14 protein-coding genes are annotated in these 15531 nt (G+C 73.7%); 6 read left to right on the top strand and 8 right to left on the bottom strand.

Annotated features, from left to right (window positions below; translation table 11 throughout):
* Nucleotides 1-1864: 1864 nt before the first annotated feature.
* Together trpD and LWC35_RS16445 are read right to left on the bottom strand one after the other, a co-directional pair.
* A complete protein-coding gene (gene trpD, locus LWC35_RS16450) occupies nt 1865-2905 on the bottom strand; it encodes an anthranilate phosphoribosyltransferase (protein ID WP_232871004.1) in 1041 nt (346 codons plus the stop codon).
* Entirely contained in the window at nt 2905-3303 is a 399-nt protein-coding gene (locus tag LWC35_RS16445; RefSeq protein WP_232871031.1) for a response regulator, read from the bottom strand. Before LWC35_RS16445 ends, trpD begins: the two co-directional genes overlap by 1 nt.
* Nucleotides 3304-3532: 229 nt before the next feature.
* Here LWC35_RS16445 and ctaE point away from each other — a divergent pair, with 229 nt between their 5' ends.
* The 5 genes from ctaE to LWC35_RS16420 all read left to right on the top strand — a co-directional run bounded on the left by ctaE (nt 3533) and on the right by LWC35_RS16420 (nt 8475).
* A complete protein-coding gene (gene ctaE / locus LWC35_RS16440) occupies nt 3533-4135 on the top strand; it encodes an aa3-type cytochrome oxidase subunit III (protein WP_443690207.1) in 603 nt (200 codons plus the stop codon).
* A 55-nt stretch (nt 4136-4190) separates the two neighbouring features.
* Nucleotides 4191-5045, top strand: coding sequence for a cytochrome bc1 complex diheme cytochrome c subunit (qcrC, locus tag LWC35_RS16435; RefSeq protein ID WP_232871003.1), 855 nt, complete (start codon nt 4191-4193; stop codon nt 5043-5045).
* The gene (qcrA, locus tag LWC35_RS16430; protein WP_269804243.1) at nt 5042-6163 is read left to right on the top strand and encodes a cytochrome bc1 complex Rieske iron-sulfur subunit; all 1122 of its coding nucleotides are present in this window, start codon (nt 5042-5044) and stop codon (nt 6161-6163) included. The genes qcrC and qcrA overlap by 4 nt, the downstream gene beginning before the upstream one ends.
* The gene (qcrB, locus tag LWC35_RS16425) at nt 6160-7857 is read left to right on the top strand and encodes a cytochrome bc1 complex cytochrome b subunit (RefSeq protein ID WP_232871002.1); all 1698 of its coding nucleotides are present in this window, start codon (nt 6160-6162) and stop codon (nt 7855-7857) included. The genes qcrA and qcrB overlap by 4 nt, the downstream gene beginning before the upstream one ends.
* A 330-nt stretch (nt 7858-8187) precedes the next feature.
* Complete coding sequence (locus LWC35_RS16420) at nt 8188-8475, top strand: hypothetical protein (RefSeq protein ID WP_232871001.1); 288 nt, start codon at nt 8188-8190, stop codon at nt 8473-8475.
* Between the two features lie 68 nt (nt 8476-8543).
* Here LWC35_RS16420 and LWC35_RS16415 read toward each other — a convergent pair whose 3' ends face one another.
* A complete protein-coding gene (locus LWC35_RS16415) occupies nt 8544-9911 on the bottom strand; it encodes an FAD-dependent oxidoreductase (RefSeq protein ID WP_232871000.1) in 1368 nt (455 codons plus the stop codon).
* Between the two features lie 180 nt (nt 9912-10091).
* Nucleotides 10092-11054, bottom strand: a complete 963-nt coding sequence (locus LWC35_RS16410; protein WP_232870999.1) for a helix-turn-helix domain-containing protein — start codon at nt 11052-11054, stop codon at nt 10092-10094.
* An 86-nt stretch (nt 11055-11140) separates the two neighbouring features.
* Here LWC35_RS16410 and LWC35_RS16405 point away from each other — a divergent pair, with 86 nt between their 5' ends.
* On the top strand, nt 11141-11362 hold the full coding sequence (locus LWC35_RS16405; protein WP_232870998.1) for a hypothetical protein: 222 nt from the start codon (nt 11141-11143) through the stop codon (nt 11360-11362).
* 114 nt (nt 11363-11476) lie between these two features.
* Here the strand turns inward: LWC35_RS16405 and LWC35_RS16400 are convergent, their stop codons facing one another.
* From LWC35_RS16400 to LWC35_RS16385, 4 genes are all read right to left on the bottom strand, one after another.
* Nucleotides 11477-12538 carry a winged helix DNA-binding domain-containing protein gene (locus LWC35_RS16400; protein ID WP_232870997.1) on the bottom strand — a complete coding sequence of 354 codons (1062 nt, stop codon included), beginning with the start codon at nt 12536-12538 and terminating at the stop codon, nt 11477-11479.
* Between the two features lie 31 nt (nt 12539-12569).
* A complete protein-coding gene (locus LWC35_RS16395; protein ID WP_232870996.1) occupies nt 12570-13490 on the bottom strand; it encodes an LLM class flavin-dependent oxidoreductase in 921 nt (306 codons plus the stop codon).
* A 67-nt stretch (nt 13491-13557) separates the two neighbouring features.
* Nucleotides 13558-14346 (bottom strand): IclR family transcriptional regulator domain-containing protein, encoded by a 789-nt coding sequence (locus LWC35_RS16390; protein WP_232870995.1) that lies wholly within the window; start codon nt 14344-14346, stop codon nt 13558-13560.
* Nucleotides 14343-15482, bottom strand: a complete 1140-nt coding sequence (locus LWC35_RS16385) for a lyase family protein (RefSeq protein ID WP_232870994.1) — start codon at nt 15480-15482, stop codon at nt 14343-14345. Before LWC35_RS16385 ends, LWC35_RS16390 begins: the two co-directional genes overlap by 4 nt.
* Between the last annotated feature and the right edge of the window lie 49 nt (nt 15483-15531).

The raw sequence follows: 15531 nt of genomic DNA, 5'->3' as shown, positions 1-15531 counted from the left end.
GACGGGAGACGTGCCGGAAGCGGGCGCGGTGCCGGCCACGGGAACCGAACCGGCGACGGATGTCGACCCGGCGACGGGGGACGTTCCGGCGGCGGGAGGCGTTCCGGCGGCGGGTGCGGTGCCGGCGGCGGGCGTCGAGCCGGGAGCAGATGCTGTTCCCGCGGCGGGCGCGATGCCGGACGCGGGGTCCGAGCCGGCAGCCGGGTCGGTCACCGTGCCGCCCACCGGCGAGGCGGGCGAGGCCGCGGACGAGCCTGCCGCGGGCGCAGCGACCGGAGCAGCGAGCGCATCGGCTGGAGCGGCGGCAGCGCCCGCGGGGGCGACGGCCGGTGCTGCGGATCCCGGCGTCGCGGCCTGAGCCGGGGCCGGCCCGCCTGCGGCCGCGGCGTCCGCAGCTGCCACTCCCGATGACGGCGCACCTGCCGACTCGGAGGAGAGCAGCCCTGATCCAGCCGGGGCGGAAGAGGCCCCCGCGGTGGCTGCGGTGACTGCGGTGCCTGCCGTGGCCTCCCCGGCCGTGTCGTGGGCGAGCGCGACGCCGGGCCCGACCAGGCCCAGGGCACCGATCGTCGCGATCAGAGCGAGGTGTCTGCGGGTTCGGAGCTTCATCGGGTCGCCTTTCGCGTGCACCGCCGTCGCCCGGGCGGGCAACCCAGCCCGACGGGATCGTGACGCTGCGCAAGGCGCCGGCCACTACCCGCCGTTCTGCGTGATGTCGTTGAGGTAGGTGGTGCTGGCGTGAATCATGGTGTTCATGTCCGCTTTGCGTCACGGCCGGACAGCCGAAGCCCCTCGAAGGCGTGACACCGTCACCGTTCGGGCGTCACCCGGTGCAGCGAGCCCTTCAAGCGCAGGTCACGGGTCGAACCACCCGACTGAGCAGCACGCCTGACGCAGAGTTGCCGCGATCGTCACCGGCAGTGAGAAGGGGCTCGTGGCAACAAGAGCCGCTGCCGAAGCGCGGGACCTCAGGTCGCCGCACCAAGATCGCCGCGACAGTCACAGGACCGTCGGACCAACAGCCCGCACGTCCCACTCGGAATGATCACGTCAACGACGCCGCCCGCCACACCCAACCCGCCGAACCCCGCAGCGCTACTCGTGGAGGCCGCAGCCCGACTCATCACCTCGAGATCGCGCCGACCGTGACAGGACGGCAGTCCCGGCAGCGGCAGGACGGCAGTCCCGGCAGCCCTCACGCCCCACTCGGAACGATCACGACAGCGTCGTGAGCAGCGCAACCCGACCCATCAGCCAGCGATCGCGACGAGAGTGACAGGACAGTCGTCGCAGCAGCCCTCACGTCCCACCCGGAACGATCACGACAGCGCCATCGCGGGACCCGCCCCGACTCGCGGAATCCCACAGTGCGACTCGCGGGATGCCGCAATCCCACTGGGTCCCATCACGATCGCGCCGACAGTGACACGAGGGGCGCCCCGACAGCCCTCAGGCCCCACTCGGAACGATCACGACCAGTGCCTCGCGCACCGCAGCCCGACCCATCACCCAGAGATCGCCGCGACAATGACAGTACGGTCGTCGCCGCAGCCCTCACGTCCCACTCGGAACGATCATGAAGGCGCCGTCGCGCGCCACACCCCGACCCGGGGGAACCCACACCCCGACCCGCCGGAACCCACAGCGCGACTCGCGAGAGCCCACACCCCGACTCGCGCAAGCCACACCCCGACCCGCCGGAACCCACAGCGCGACGCGCGAGAACCCACACCCCGACTCGCGCAAGCCACACCCGACCCGCGGGACCCCACAGCGCGGCCCGCGGAAGTCCACACCCCGACTCGCGGACGGGCCGCCACGGGGCGGGGGTGGGTGGGTCGGGCGGGCCCCCACCCCGCCCGCACTACCCCTTGAGTCGGGTGGAGACCTCGGCCCACTTCACGAGCAGCCGCTCGGCCGCTCCGGAGTCGATCGCCGCGGCGGCCCGCTCCAGGCCCGCGGACAAGGCGGCGTCGAGGTCGGTGACCGGGCCGTCGTAGGCCGCGAGCGCCCCCGCGGCGTTGAGCAGCACCGCCTCCCGGACGGGCCCCTGCTTGCCGGCGACGAGGTCGCGGGCGACCTCGGCGTTGGCGCGGGCGTCGCCGCCCCGCAGGTCCTCGCGGGTGGCAGGGCCGATGCCGAGGCGCGCGGGGTCGACGTCGGCCCGCCGCACCTCTCCCCCGCCGGCGATCCAGACCGCGCTGCCGGTGGTGGTGGTGAGCTCGTCGAGCCCGTCGTCGCCCCGCACCACGAGCGCCGACGCCCCGCGCCCGGCCAGCACCTCGGCGATCACCGGGGCGAGCCGCGCGTCCGCGCACCCGACGAGCCCGGCCGAGGGCTGGGCCGGGTTGGTGAGCGGGCCGAGGATGTTCATGGCCGTGGGGACGCCGAGCTCGCGGCGCACCGGGCCGGCGTGCCGCATCGAGGGGTGGAAGACCGGGGCGAAGCAGAAGGCGATGCCCGCCTCCGCGACGCACCGCGCGACCGCCACCGGCGGCAGGTCGATGACCACCCCGAGGGCCTCGAGCACGTCCGCGGCCCCGGACGACGAGGACGCGGCCCGGTTGCCGTGCTTCACCACCGGCACCCCGGCGGCAGCGACCACGATCGCCGCCATCGTGGAGATGTTGACGGTGTTGGCCTGGTCGCCGCCGGTGCCGACGATGTCGACCGCGCGCCCGTCGACGGTCACGCGGTTCGCGTGCTCCAGCATGGCCGCGGCGAGCCCGGTGATCTCCTTGGCCGTCTCACCCTTGGACCGGAGCGCGACGAGGAACCCCGCGAGCTGGGCCGGTGTGGCGTCGGCCGACAGCACGCGGTCCATCACCCAGGCCGTGTCCTCGGCCGCGAGGTCCTGACCGGAGATGAGCCGGCCGAGCAGCGCCGGCCAGGTCTGGTCGGCCATCAGCGGCGGACCGGAGCGCCGTCCCCGCCCTCGAGGCCGCGCAGCACCTCGGCCACCGTCTCGGCGGCGGTCAGCGGGTCGAGCGGGTGCACGAGGACGGCGTCGGCGCGGGACCAGGTGGCCAGCCACCGGTCGTCGGCACGCCGGACGGACACCACGATCGGGGGACAGTCGGGGATCTCGTCCTTCAGCTGCCGGGCGACGCCCAGGCCGCCGGTCGGCTGCGCCTCGCCGTCGAGGATCGCGAGGTCGACCTCGCCGGCGTCGCACGCCGCGAGGACCTCGGCGACCCCGGCCGCCTCGACGTACCGGACCCGGCCGAGGTCGGGCGCGGGCCGCCGCCCCACCGCCGTCACGACGGCCTCCCTGACCTCGGGCCGATGGCTGTAGACCAGCACGTTCCAGGTCCGCCGCCCGGACGACGCGGACGGGCTGGTGCTCGCGGGAAGGCTTCCGGCGCTGCTCACCCGCCGCATACTAGTCAGCACCCTCACACCCGTGGGCGCGCACGCGCGGGAACCGGGAGGGGCTGGTGAGGCGTTGGCCGGATGCCGCCGGACCGGTTCGCCCTGACGAAGTGGGTATCCCGACAGGCTGTAGAAGTTCGCGTGGGGTCATAATGCCCGCGTGACGACAGCGGCTCCCAACATCAGCGCGCGGATCCACTCGCTGAACCGACCGAACCTGGTCAGCATCGGCACCATCGTCTGGCTGTCCAGCGAGCTGATGTTCTTCGCCGGCCTGTTCGCGATCTACTTCACCGCGCGCGCCCAGAACGTCGGCGAGTGGCCTCCGCCGCCGACCCATCTCGACGTCCCCTACGCCCTGGTCGTGACGATCGTCCTCGTGGCGTCCTCGTTCACGTGCCAGTTCGGGGTGTTCGCCGCGGAGCGGGGCGACGTGTTCGGCCTCCGGCGCTGGTACACCCTGACCCTGCTCATGGGCACGTTCTTCGTGCTCGGGCAGATCAACGAGTACCACACGCTGGTGACCGAGCACGAGACGACGATCTCGTCCAGCGCCTACGGCACCGTCTTCTACATGGCCACGGGCTTCCACGGCCTCCACGTGACCGGCGGCCTGATCGCGTTCATCTTCCTGTTGATCCGCACCAGGCTGAGCAAGTTCACCCCGGCGCAGGCCACTGCGGCGATCGTCGTGTCCTACTACTGGCACTTCGTCGACGTCGTCTGGATCGGCCTGTTCGCCGTCATCTACTTCATCCGGTAGCGGGCCCCGCTCCCCGGAAGCACCGAACGCCGACCGTGAGGGTTAGACGCCGACGATGACCACCGAGACCACCACACCACCCGCGCCCCGGAAGCGGCGGCCGCACGGCAAGATGCGGCGCAAGTTCGCCGGTCTCCTCGCGATCGGCATCGCCCTGCTCGCGGTGGGCGGCGGGTACACGCTGTTCGCCCCGAACGCCGAGCAGAACCAGGCGGTCGCCCAGCCCGACGCCGCCCTGGTGGCCAAGGGCCAGGAGCTCTACAACGCCGCCTGCATCACCTGCCACGGCTCCAACCTGCAGGGTGTCGAGGAGCGCGGCCCCAGCCTGATCGGCGTCGGCGATGCCGCGGTCTACTTCCAGGTCTCCTCCGGCCGGATGCCGCTGGCGCGCCAGGAGGCCCAGGCGGGCCGCAAGCCCCCGCTCCCGCAGTTCGACCCGGACACCGAGGAGGGCCGGGCCAACCTCGACGCCCTCGGTGCCTACATCCAGGCCAACGGCGGCGGTCCCGAGACCCCCGCGCAGACCGGCGCCGCCCTCCGCGGTGACGACCCGGCCCGCGGCGGCCAGCTCTTCCGCCTGAACTGCGCCTCGTGCCACAACTTCACCGGTGTCGGCGGTGCGCTGTCGTCGGGCAAGTACGCCCCGACGCTGTCGACCCCCACCGAGGAGCAGATCTACACCGCGATGCTCACGGGCCCGCAGAACATGCCGAAGTTCGGCGACCGGCAGCTCACGCCGGAGGAGAAGCGGGACATCATCGCCTACATCAAGTCCGTCACCAACGGCAGCAACCAGGTGGGCGGCTACGACCTCGGGGGCCTCGGCCCGACGACCGAGGGCGTGGTCATCTTCGTCGTCGGCCTGACCGTTGTCGTCGGTTTCGCAATGTGGTTGGGAGCGAAGAATTGAGCGCCACCGACACCCCCGGCCGCCCCTCCCAGGAGGAGCTCGAGGGGATGAGCCAGGAGGAGCTGGCGCGGCTGGCCGGGACCCTCGACGACGTCGAGGTCGTGCACAACGCGCCCAAGTGGCCGGTCCGGGGCACGCGGGCCGAGAAGCGGGCCGAGCGGACCGTCGCCACCTGGTTCGTCCTGTCGGCGCTCTCGGCCCTCGGCTTCATCGTCGCGTTCATCGCCTGGCCCCACCAGTACGTCCCCCCGGGTGCGCCCGGCTACGGCTGGTACGCCTCGTACAACCCGGCGATCGGCTTCCTGTTCGGGTTCACGGTCCTCGCGCTGGGCATCGGCGTCATCGCCTACGTGCGGAAGTTCTTCCCGGAGGAGGTCTCGGTCCAGCAGCGGCACGACGGCCGTTCGGACGAGGTCGACCGTAAGACGATCATCGCCCAGCTGGTCTCGGCCGGGAAGTCGACCGACATCGGCCGCCGCAAGCTGATCACCCGCTCCGCAGGCGCCGCGGCCGGCATCTTCGGCATCGGCCTCGGCATCGCGGCCCTCGGACCGCTCATCCGCAACCCGTGGAAGGGCGGCGACCAGGCCGCGCTGTGGGTCACCCCCTGGGCCCCGAAGGGCGGCGAGACCGTCTACCTGCGCCGGGACACCGGAATTCTCGGCGAGATCTCCCGGGTCCGCCCCGAGGACATGGAGCCGGGCTCCATGGAGACCGTGTTCCCCTACCGCGAGTCGGAGCGCGGCAACGAGGAGGAGCTGCTGCACGCGCAGCGCGCCTCGGACGCGCCGGTCATGCTCATCCGCCTCCGCCCGGGCACCCAGACGATCAAGCGTCAGGGCCAGGAGGACTTCAACTTCGGCGACTACTACGCCTTCTCGAAGGTGTGCACCCACCTGGGCTGCCCGACGTCGCTGTACCAGACGCAGGACAACCGCATCCTGTGCCCGTGCCACCAGTCGCAGTTCCTCGCGACCGAGTACGCCCGCCCGGTCTTCGGTCCGGCGACGCGCGCATTGCCCCAGCTGCCCATTACCGTGGACAGTGAGGGTTACTTCGTGGCACGGAGCGACTTCATCGAGCCCGTCGGACCGGCATTCTGGGAGCGGAGGCCATGAGCGCCATCACCACACCCGTCACCTCGTCCGGTGGCCCGAAGAGCAGGGCCGGCGCCGCGCTCGACGAGCTGGACCAGCGGTACCACCCCGCGGCGGGGCTGCGGAAGCAGTTCAACAAGGTCTTCCCCACGCACTGGTCGTTCATGCTGGGCGAGGTCGCCCTCTACAGCTTCATCGTCCTGCTGCTCTCGGGCATCTACCTGGGGTTGTTCTTCGACCCGTCGATGACCGAGGTCGTCTACAACGGCGCCTTCGACAACCTGCGCGGCATCCACATGTCGCGGGCCTACGAGAGCGCGGTCCAGATCTCCCTGGAGCTGCGGGGCGGCCTGTTCGTCCGGCAGGTCCACCACTGGGCGGCGCTGCTGTTCGTCGCCTCGATGGTGGCGCACATGTTCCGCGTCTTCTTCACCGGCGCGTTCCGCAAGCCGCGTGAGACGAACTGGATCATCGGCCTGGTCCTGATCCTGCTGGGCATGCTCGAGGGCTTCACCGGCTACTCGCTGCCGGACGACCTGCTCTCCGGCATCGGTCTGCGGATCGCCTCGGGCTTCATCCTCTCGATCCCGCTGATCGGCACCTGGACGCACTGGGCGCTGTTCGGCGGCGAGTTCCCGGGCATGGAGATCATCCCGCGGCTCTACATCGTCCACGTGCTGATCTTCCCGGGCATCCTGCTCGCGCTGATCGGCGTGCACCTCGCGCTGGTCTGGTACCAGAAGCACACGCAGTTCCCCGGCCCCGGCCGCAAGGAGACCAACGTCGTCGGCGTCCGGATCCTCCCGGCGTTCGCGGCCAAGGGCGGCGCGTTCTTCGCGATCGTCGTCGGCGTCATCGGGATCATGGCCGGCATCTTCCAGATCAACCCGATCTGGAACCTCGGCCCGTACGACCCGTCGCACGTCTCCGCCGGCTCGCAGCCCGACTGGTACATGCTCTTCTCCGAGGGCATGGCGCGCATCTTCCCGCCGTGGGAGATCTACCTGTTCGGCCGCTACACCATCCCGGCGGCCTTCTGGGCCACGGTGGCGTTCCTCCCGGTGCTGTTCGTGGTGGCGGGCATCTACCCGGCCCTCGAGCGGAAGATGACCGGCGACAACGCCCTGCACAACCTGCTCCAGCGCCCCCGTGACGTCCCCGTCCGCACCTCGCTGGGCATCATGGGCATCACGTTCTACGTCTGGCTGGTGCTCTCGGGCGTCAACGACTGGATCGCCTACTTCTTCCACGTCTCGCTCAACGCGACCACGTGGGCGGGCCGCATCGGCCTGCTGGTGCTCCCGCCGATCGCCTACTGGGTCACCTACCGGATCTGCATCGGCCTGCAGAAGAGCGACCGGGCGGTCCTCGAGCACGGCATCGAGACGGGCATCATCCGGCGTCTGCCGCACGGTGAGTTCATCGAGGTGCACCAGCCGCTGGCCGGCGTCGACGACCACGGCCACGCGATCCCGCTCGAGTACCAGGGCGCCCCGGTGCCCAAGCGGATGAACCAGCTGGGCTCGGCCGGTACGCCGGTCGCCGGCTCGCTGCTCGGCCCGGACCCCGTCGACGAGACGGTGGCCCTCGACCGGGCCCGTGCCGAGAACCACCACCGCGAGCTCGAGGAGCACGACCGGCGCGCCCGGGCCGCGGAGGAGCTGGAGCTGGCCGGCCGGCCCGACGCCGGGCGGCCGAAGGACCAGACGGACTGACGGTCCGCCCGTCCGGCCCGGAACACGGAGAAGGGGTCCCGCACCGCGGGGCCCCTTCCTCCGTTCTCGGGCCCCTCCCCGCGGTTCACCCTGTCCGGGAGGCCAGGTGTCGCACGCCACGCGCTGCTGCTACGGTGGCGGACGTGCGACTCGCAGCGATCCTTCTCGCCGCGCGCCCCGGGCTCGTAGTAGCCCAGCGCGTCGGCTGAGCCAGGCTGCCGCCGCGCCCTCGCGGGACCTCTCGCCCCGCGCTCCCCAAGCCGAGAACCCTGCCGAGACCTGGCTCGCGTTCCCAGCAGCACCACGAACGCATCCTCCCGGAGCACGTCCATGAGCATCACCATCGACCGGCCGAGCACCACCACCGACCGCACCGCCGGCTGCCGCATCCTCCGCCGCCACACGATCGTCACCACGCACGGCATGGACGGCGTCCTGCTGGTCGCCGCCGAGCTGCGCGCCTGCGGCGGCCTCGTCAAGGAGATGGCGGTCGACGTCCGCGAGGGCGTCGGCTGCAGCGAGCTCACCTGCTCGGTCAGCATGACCGCGGAGGAGGCCGCGCAGTTCGCGGCCCGCCTCCGCGCCCTGCCGAGCGTCGAGTCCGTCGATCCCTACTGAGAATCGCAGTATGGAACCATAATGCGATTTCGCGCGTCGATTTCGAGCATTATGGTTCCATAACGCGGTCAGACGCGGGTCCGGCCCCGGGCCGCGGCGAGCATCTCGCCCAGCTCGGCGACCTTGACCCGCTCGGCCCCGCCGCGGGCCTCCCCCAGGCGCAGCTCCTCGGCGTCGAGCCGCTCCCAGTCGGTCCAGGTGACCGGCTCGATGCCGTAGGCCTCCAGCCGTTCGACGACGGACCCCGGGTCCGGATACTCCGGGTCCGGGAGGGCGTGGAGGTCGTCGAGCAGCGAGGCGACGGTCTCCACGGCGTCGCCCTTGTTCGTCCCGATGACGCCGGTGGGGCCGCGCTTGATCCAGCCGGTCACGTAGGCCCCGGGCACCGGCCGGTCGCCGTCGACGACCCGTCCGGCCTCGTTGGGCACGATCCCGTTCCGCTCGTCGTACGGCAGCCCCGGGATCGGCTCGCCCGAGTATCCGATGGCCCGGACGACCAGCCCGGCCTCGAACGTCTCCTCCTCGCCGGTCCCGACGACCTTGCCGTCGCGCACCTCGTTGCGCTCGACGACCATCCCGGCCACCCGGCCGCCGTCCTCCAGCAGCCGCACGGGCGTGCGGAGGAAGTGCAGGTGGATCCTCCGCGGTGTGTCGTCGGGGGTGTGCGCGGCCCACTCGGTGAGCATCGCGAGGTTCTGTTTCTGCCGGCGCTCCATCGTCTCGAGCACGGCGTCGGGGACGCCCGCGGCGAGCACGCCGTCGTCGTGCACCAGCACCTGCACCCCCTCGAGCTCGCCGATCTGCCGCAGCTCGGCCGGGGTGAACTTGACGTGCTCCGGGCCGCGCCGGATCACCACGTGGACGTCGGCGACCGCGCTCCCGCGCAAGGTCTCCAGCACCCGGTCCGGGACGTCCGTCCCCGCCATGTCCACGTGGCCGCGGGCGAGCACGCGGGCGACGTCGAGCGCGACGTTGCCGGCCCCCACCACGACCACCCCGGGGTGGTCGAGCAACGGCTCCAGGTCGACGAAGTCCGGGTGGCCGCAGTACCAGCTCACGAACGCGCCGGAGCCGTGGCTGCCGTCGAGCTCCTCGCCGGGGATGCCCAGGGCACGGTCCACCGAGCTGCCCGAGGCGTGCACGATCGCGTGATAGTGCTCGCGAAGCACCTCGAGCGGGATCCCGCCCTCGCCGACCCGGACGTTGCCCAGGAACCGGACGCGCGAGCCGTCGGCGAAGGGCTTCTGCAGCACCCGGATCACCGACTTCATCTTCACGTGGTCCGGAGCGACGCCGTAGCGGACCAGGCCGTACGGGGCGGGCAGCCGGTCGAGCACGTCGACGTCGACGGGGACCTCGGAGGCCAGCAGGGCGGCCGCGGCGTACAGGCCGGACGGGCCGGCCCCGACCACCGCCACTCTCGGTTGCGCGGGCATCTCGGGCGTCACTGCTCCTCGCGCGCCCCCGGTCGGCGGGTCGACGGCGGTCGGCGACGGCCGACGGCGACCGGGGCGCAGGTGGTGGGAATGCGCGTCTGTCCGGCTCAGTATCGCCCGCCCCGGAGGCCTCGCGAGTGAGATCCGTCACGCAGGGCGGACCGGGTGGTCGGCTGGCCGTCAGCCGACGAGCTCCTCGCTGCTGCGGAAGGACCGCCGGTAGTCGGCCGGCGCGACCCCGACGACCTTGCGGAAGTGGTGCCGCAGCAGGGTGGCGCTGCCGAACCCGCACCGGGCGGCCACGGCGTCGACGGGGAGATCGGTGTCCTCGAGCAGGCGCCGTGCGTGCAGCACGCGCTGCCGGGTGAGCCAGCGCAGCGGGGTCGTGCCGGTCTCGTTCACGAAACGGCGCGCGAAGGTCCGCTCGGACATCGTGGCCCGACGGGCGAGGTCCGCGACCGTGTGCTCGACGTCGAGGTGCGTGAGCATCCAGTCCAGCAGCGGCCCGAGCGAGTCCGCCGAGCACTCCGGCACCGGCCGGTCGATGAACTGGCGCTGCCCGCCCTCCCGCTGCGGCGGCACGACCATGCGGCGGGCGATCCCGTTCACGACCGCGCTGCCGAGCTCGCGGCGGACCAGGTGCAGGCAGGCGTCGATGCCCGCCGCGGTGCCGGCGCTGGTGATGAGGTTGCCGTCGTCGACGAAGAGGACGTCCGGGTCCACCTCGACGGTCGGGTACCGCTCGCGCAGCTCGTCGACGCTGTGCCAGTGGGCGGTGACCTTGCGCCCGTCGAGCAACCCGGCCTCGGCCAGCACGAACACGCCGGAGCACACGGTCAGCAGGATGGCGCCGGCCGCCTCGGCGTCGCGCAGGGCCTGGAGCGCCGCCTCCGGGAACTCCCGCAGACGGGTGGCGGGAACGGCGACCAGGTCAGCACCCCGGAGCCCCTCGAGGCCGTGCTCGGGCACGACCTGCACGCCGCCGGTCGTGCTGACCGGCTTCCCGGCCTCGACCCCGCAGACGCGGTACTCGAGGACCGGCAGGCCGTCGTCGGAGCGGTCCATGCCGAACACCTCGCACAGCACCCCGAACTCGAACACGGCGAGCTCGGGCATGACCAGCACGGCGACGCTGCGCAGCATGCGCGCCAGCATACTGGCGGCATCTTTGCGCAGGGTGTCTCGTCTGCCACTTCTGGCAGGAAGTGATGCGGAGCAAACTTTCTGCCATGACCGCATCGATCCTCGTCCTCGCCGCCCTCGTCGTCCTCGGCTGGAGCCTGGTCCGCGCCCACCGCGACGGAGACCGCCGTTTCCGCCTCGCCCAGTTCCGCCCGGCGGCGCCGTTCGCGGGCGTGCTGCCGGCCGACCGCGACCGGGAACGTCTCGTCGCCGACCTGCGGGCCCTGCCCGATTCACCCGCCGACATCGAGACCCGGCTGCGCATCTAGATTCCGTCCCGACGGGCCGGCCCCGACCGGGGCCGGCCGGCCGGCGTGTTCGGCCCGGCCGTTCGGCCCGGCTGTTCGGGCCGGCTGTTCGGGCCGGCTGTTCGGGCCGGGCGTTCAGGCCAGGTGGAACGCCGTGAGCCGCTCCGCCTCCTCCGCCACCTCCCGTGCCACGGTCGCGGGCAGCTCCTCGAAGGCGGCCGGCACGACCCGGCCGTGGGTGAACCGCCAGGTCCCGGCCACCCGGCCGTCGACCAGGAACGTGGGCGTGGACTGCGGCATACGCGTGGCGAACACCTTCTCCCGGTGCTCCGCGGGCAGGATGGCCGCCCGGGTGGCGTGCCCGAGCAGGAGCACCGCGTCCCAGTTCGACAGGAACCGCACCGGCGCCGGCGTGGCGGCGGCCGGGATCGGCAGCCGCGGCAGGTCGACGAGCTCGCCGCCCGCCGGGTCGCGGAACCGCCGGGTCTCCAGCCGCCCGAGCACCGCCCGCACCTCGGTGACCGTCCAGCCCGCGTACCGCGCGACGTCCTGCGCCGACGCCGGCCCGAAGCCCCGCAGGTAGCGCTCGACCAGCAGCTCCTCGGCGCGGGTGCGGTCGGCCCCGTCCGCGGGCACCCAGTGCTCGGCCAGCCCGTACACGTGTGCGCGGGGCGACTCCCAGGTCCCGGCGGGCGGCACCCGGACCATGTCGAGCCACAGCTGCACGCCCTGGAAGGCGATCTTCGGGAACCCGTCCTCCGCGAGCCGCGCCACGATCTCGGCCTGCTTCAGCGGCCCGTGCGCGAGGTACCCGCGGACCGCGGCGGCCACGGCGGGCATGTCCAGCCCCGCGGCCTGCTTCTGGACCCGCAGCCACCATCGGCGCCGGGGCTCGCGCACCGCCTCGGTGAGCGGCGCGAGGTCGGCCGCCGAGACCATGTGGATCGTGCAGCGCATGACCCAGGCCTGGACGATCCGGCGCCCGGTCAGCGCCGCGGTGAGGTCCTCGCGGCGGAAGTCCCGCAGCCGCGACCACAGCCCGACGTAGCCCGACGGCGCGTACTGCGTCTGCAGCCCGCCCACCCGCTCCACGGCGCGGACCGAACCCGTCCGGGCCCGCTGCAGCAACAGCTGCCGCGCCAGCAGCGCACGGTTCAGCTCGCCCCACGACAGCACGCGCTCCCCCACGCCGCGCACTGCGCCATCCGCCCCCGACAGAAGGGGACGGTCAGTGCGGAGCGGTGGCCAGCCCGGCGGTGGGCACGGGCAGGCCGAACCGCTCGCGCAGGGTGCGCAGCGGGGTCCGGTGCGCCCGCAGCAGCGGGACGACGTCGTCGGCCACCTTCTCCAGCCCGCGCGGCCGGGCGGGGAGGAACACCACGCCGTCGGCGCCGGCCGCGGCGAGCTCGCGGGTGAGTGAGGCCAGCCCGGCCGAGCCGGAGTGGTGCAGCCCGTCCCCCGCCCCCACGCCCACGTCCACCAGGACGCGCAGCGTCGCCGGGTCGCGCCCGGCCTCGGCGGCCGCGCCCTCGACGTCGAGCCGGCGCATCGCCGCCTCCCGCACGGAGCCGGCGGAGATCCGCACGACGTCGGCGGACCGGGCCGCCACCGGCAGTGCCTCGGGTGCGTCGACGCGGATCACGACGACCGGCTCGCCCTGCGGCGACCGCGGCACCGGGATCCGGCCGCGGACCTGCACGAACTCGCCGCTGAACCCCTCGGCGACCCCGGCGCGGCCACCCGTCCGGAGCCGGTGCGCCGCCTCGACGACCTCCGCGGCCTCGGCCCACAGCTCCCCGGGCGGGGTCGGCGCGACGGGATCCCGCACGACGACCTCCCACCCGGCCCTCCCGAGGGAGGCCGCGTCGAGCGCGGCCACGGCGTCGTGCAGGGCGACGGGATCGGCTCCGGTCACGGACACCTGCGGCACCAGCCCGGTGCCGGGCACGCCCGGGGCCACACGGGTGGCGCTCGCGAGGGCGTCGAGGCGGGGATGCGCGCGCTCCGCAGCGGCGGGACCGGGCACGGGGTCGATCAGGAACAGCACGTCGACCCCCCGCGCCGTGAGGGTCATCCGCTCCAGGTACCGGCCCGGATCGGTGCCCTCCCCGCACGGCTGCACGCCCAGCACGATCGGTCGCTCGGCCACGGGTCCCCCTCGGTCGCCTCTCGGACGCACCATCGCAGCACGGGCCCGCGCCGGGCGCCCGCCGGGGTCACCCCCGCAGCCCCTTCAGGTCCGCCTCGACGGCCGCGGCGCAGGCGCGCAGGTGCGGCAGGGCCTCGTCACGCAGCCAGGCGGTGCTGTTGCGCAGCGCGTGGGTACTGACGTTGGCGGCCGCGACCACGGTGCCCGCGGCGTCGCGGATCGGGACCGCGACGGAGCGCAGCCCGTCCTCCAGCTCCTGGTCGACCAGGCAGTAGCCGGCGGCCCGGACGTCGCCGAGGACGTCGCGCAGGGCGTCCCGGTCGGCCACCGTGCGGTCGGTGAGCGGCTCGAGCGCCCCCAGCCGCGCGTCGAGCTCGGCCGGGGGCAGGGCGGCCAGCAGCACCCGCCCCATCGAGGTGGCGTAGGCCGGGAAGCGGGTGCCGACGGTGATCGACACGGCCATGATCCGCGCGGTGGCGACCCGCGCGACGTACACGACGTCGCCGCCGTCGAGCACCGAGACCGAGGCCGACTCGTGCACGGTCTCGACGAGCTCCTCGAGGTGCGGGGCGGCGAGTTCGGGCAGCGACAGGGCCGAGAGGTAGGAGTAGCCCAGCTCCAGCACGCGCGGGGTGAGGGCGAAGAGCCGCCCGTCCGTGCGGACGTAGCCGAGCTCGACGAGCGTGAGCAGGAAGCGGCGGGCCGCGGCGCGGGTCAGCCCGGTGGCGCGGGCGACGTCGGACAGCGTCTGCGCCGGGTGTGCCCCGTCGAACGCCTTGATCACCGACAGCCCGCGGGCGAGCGACTGGACGTGCTCGGGGCGGACCGCGTGGTTCTCCGGGTCGGGCGCGTTCACCGGGCCTCCAGGATCCGGTCGACGAGCTCCGCGGCGTGCCCGGTGTCGGGCTCGCCGTCGGTCGTCAGGGCGAGGTTGCGACGCAGGGCGTCCGGGTGCACCTGCAGGCCCTCCAGACAGGTGCGGAGCCGCGCCGCGGCGCCGCCGGTCACCGCGAGCAGGTCGGTGAGCGTGCCCCACTCCGCGTGCCAGGCGCCGGCCGCGCGCTGGTGCTCGTGGTCCATCGCGGCGAGCAGCGTCGCGACCAGCCCGGGCGCCCGCCGCGCCGACGCCCGCGCGGTGATCGCGGCGATGGGGTTGCGTTTGTGCGGCATCGACGACGAGTCGCCGGGGGCCGCCTCCGAGACCTCGCCGACCTCGGTCTGCGACAGCAGCACGACGTCCGTCGCGGGCTTCGCGCACGCGCCGGCGGCGACCCCGAGGGCCCCGGCCAGGGTGCCGATCCGGGTGCGCTCGGTGTGCCACGGGACGCCCTGCGGGGCGAGCCCGAGCAGGTCGGCGACGGCGTCGGCGACGGCGGGGCCGTGCGGGTGCGAGGCGGCGAGCGTGCCGGCCGCACCCCCGAACTGGACCGGCAGGGCGTCGACCCGCGCCGCAAGCTCCCGGGCGGCGGTGTCGAGCCCGGCCGCCCACCCCGCCGCGACCAGGCCGAACGTGGTCGGCAGGGCCTGCTGGCCGAGGGTGCGCGCGATCGCCGGGGTGTCGCGGTGGGCGGCGGCGAGCCGGGCCGCGGCGGCGGCGGCAGCCCGGAGGTCGGCGAGCAGTGTCGGTGCGGCGCGGCGGACGAGCAGCACCAGGGCGGTGTCCATGACGTCCTGGCTGGTCGCGCCCGGGTGCACGGCGCCGCTCGCTCCGCCCGCCTCCCTGCGGAGAAGGCGGGCCAGCGGGATGACCGGGTTCCCGCCCTCGACGGCCGCGGCGGCGAGCTCGCCCGGCACGTCCGGGTCCGCGGCGAGCCGGTCCGCCGCGGCGGCGACCTCCTCCGCGTCGTCGGACCGGACGAGGGCGTAGCGTGCGGCGGCGCGGGAGAGGGCGACCTCGACGTCGAGCAGCGCGCGGACCCACGCGGTGTCGTCGAGGTGCGCGGCGACGGCGTCGGTGCCGGAGAGCGGCGCGAGCAACCCCGTGTTCGTCATGCGTACGACCGTACGGCATGCGTCCCGTGTGGTCAGGGACAATGGCCCC

It is taken from the genome of Pseudonocardia kujensis, assembly GCF_021283305.1.
In the GTDB taxonomy this organism is placed as follows: Bacteria; Actinomycetota; Actinomycetes; order Mycobacteriales; family Pseudonocardiaceae; genus Pseudonocardia; species Pseudonocardia kujensis.
The sequence above is the reverse complement of the archived record's forward strand: the minus strand, read 5'-3'. Positions and strand labels throughout refer to the sequence as shown.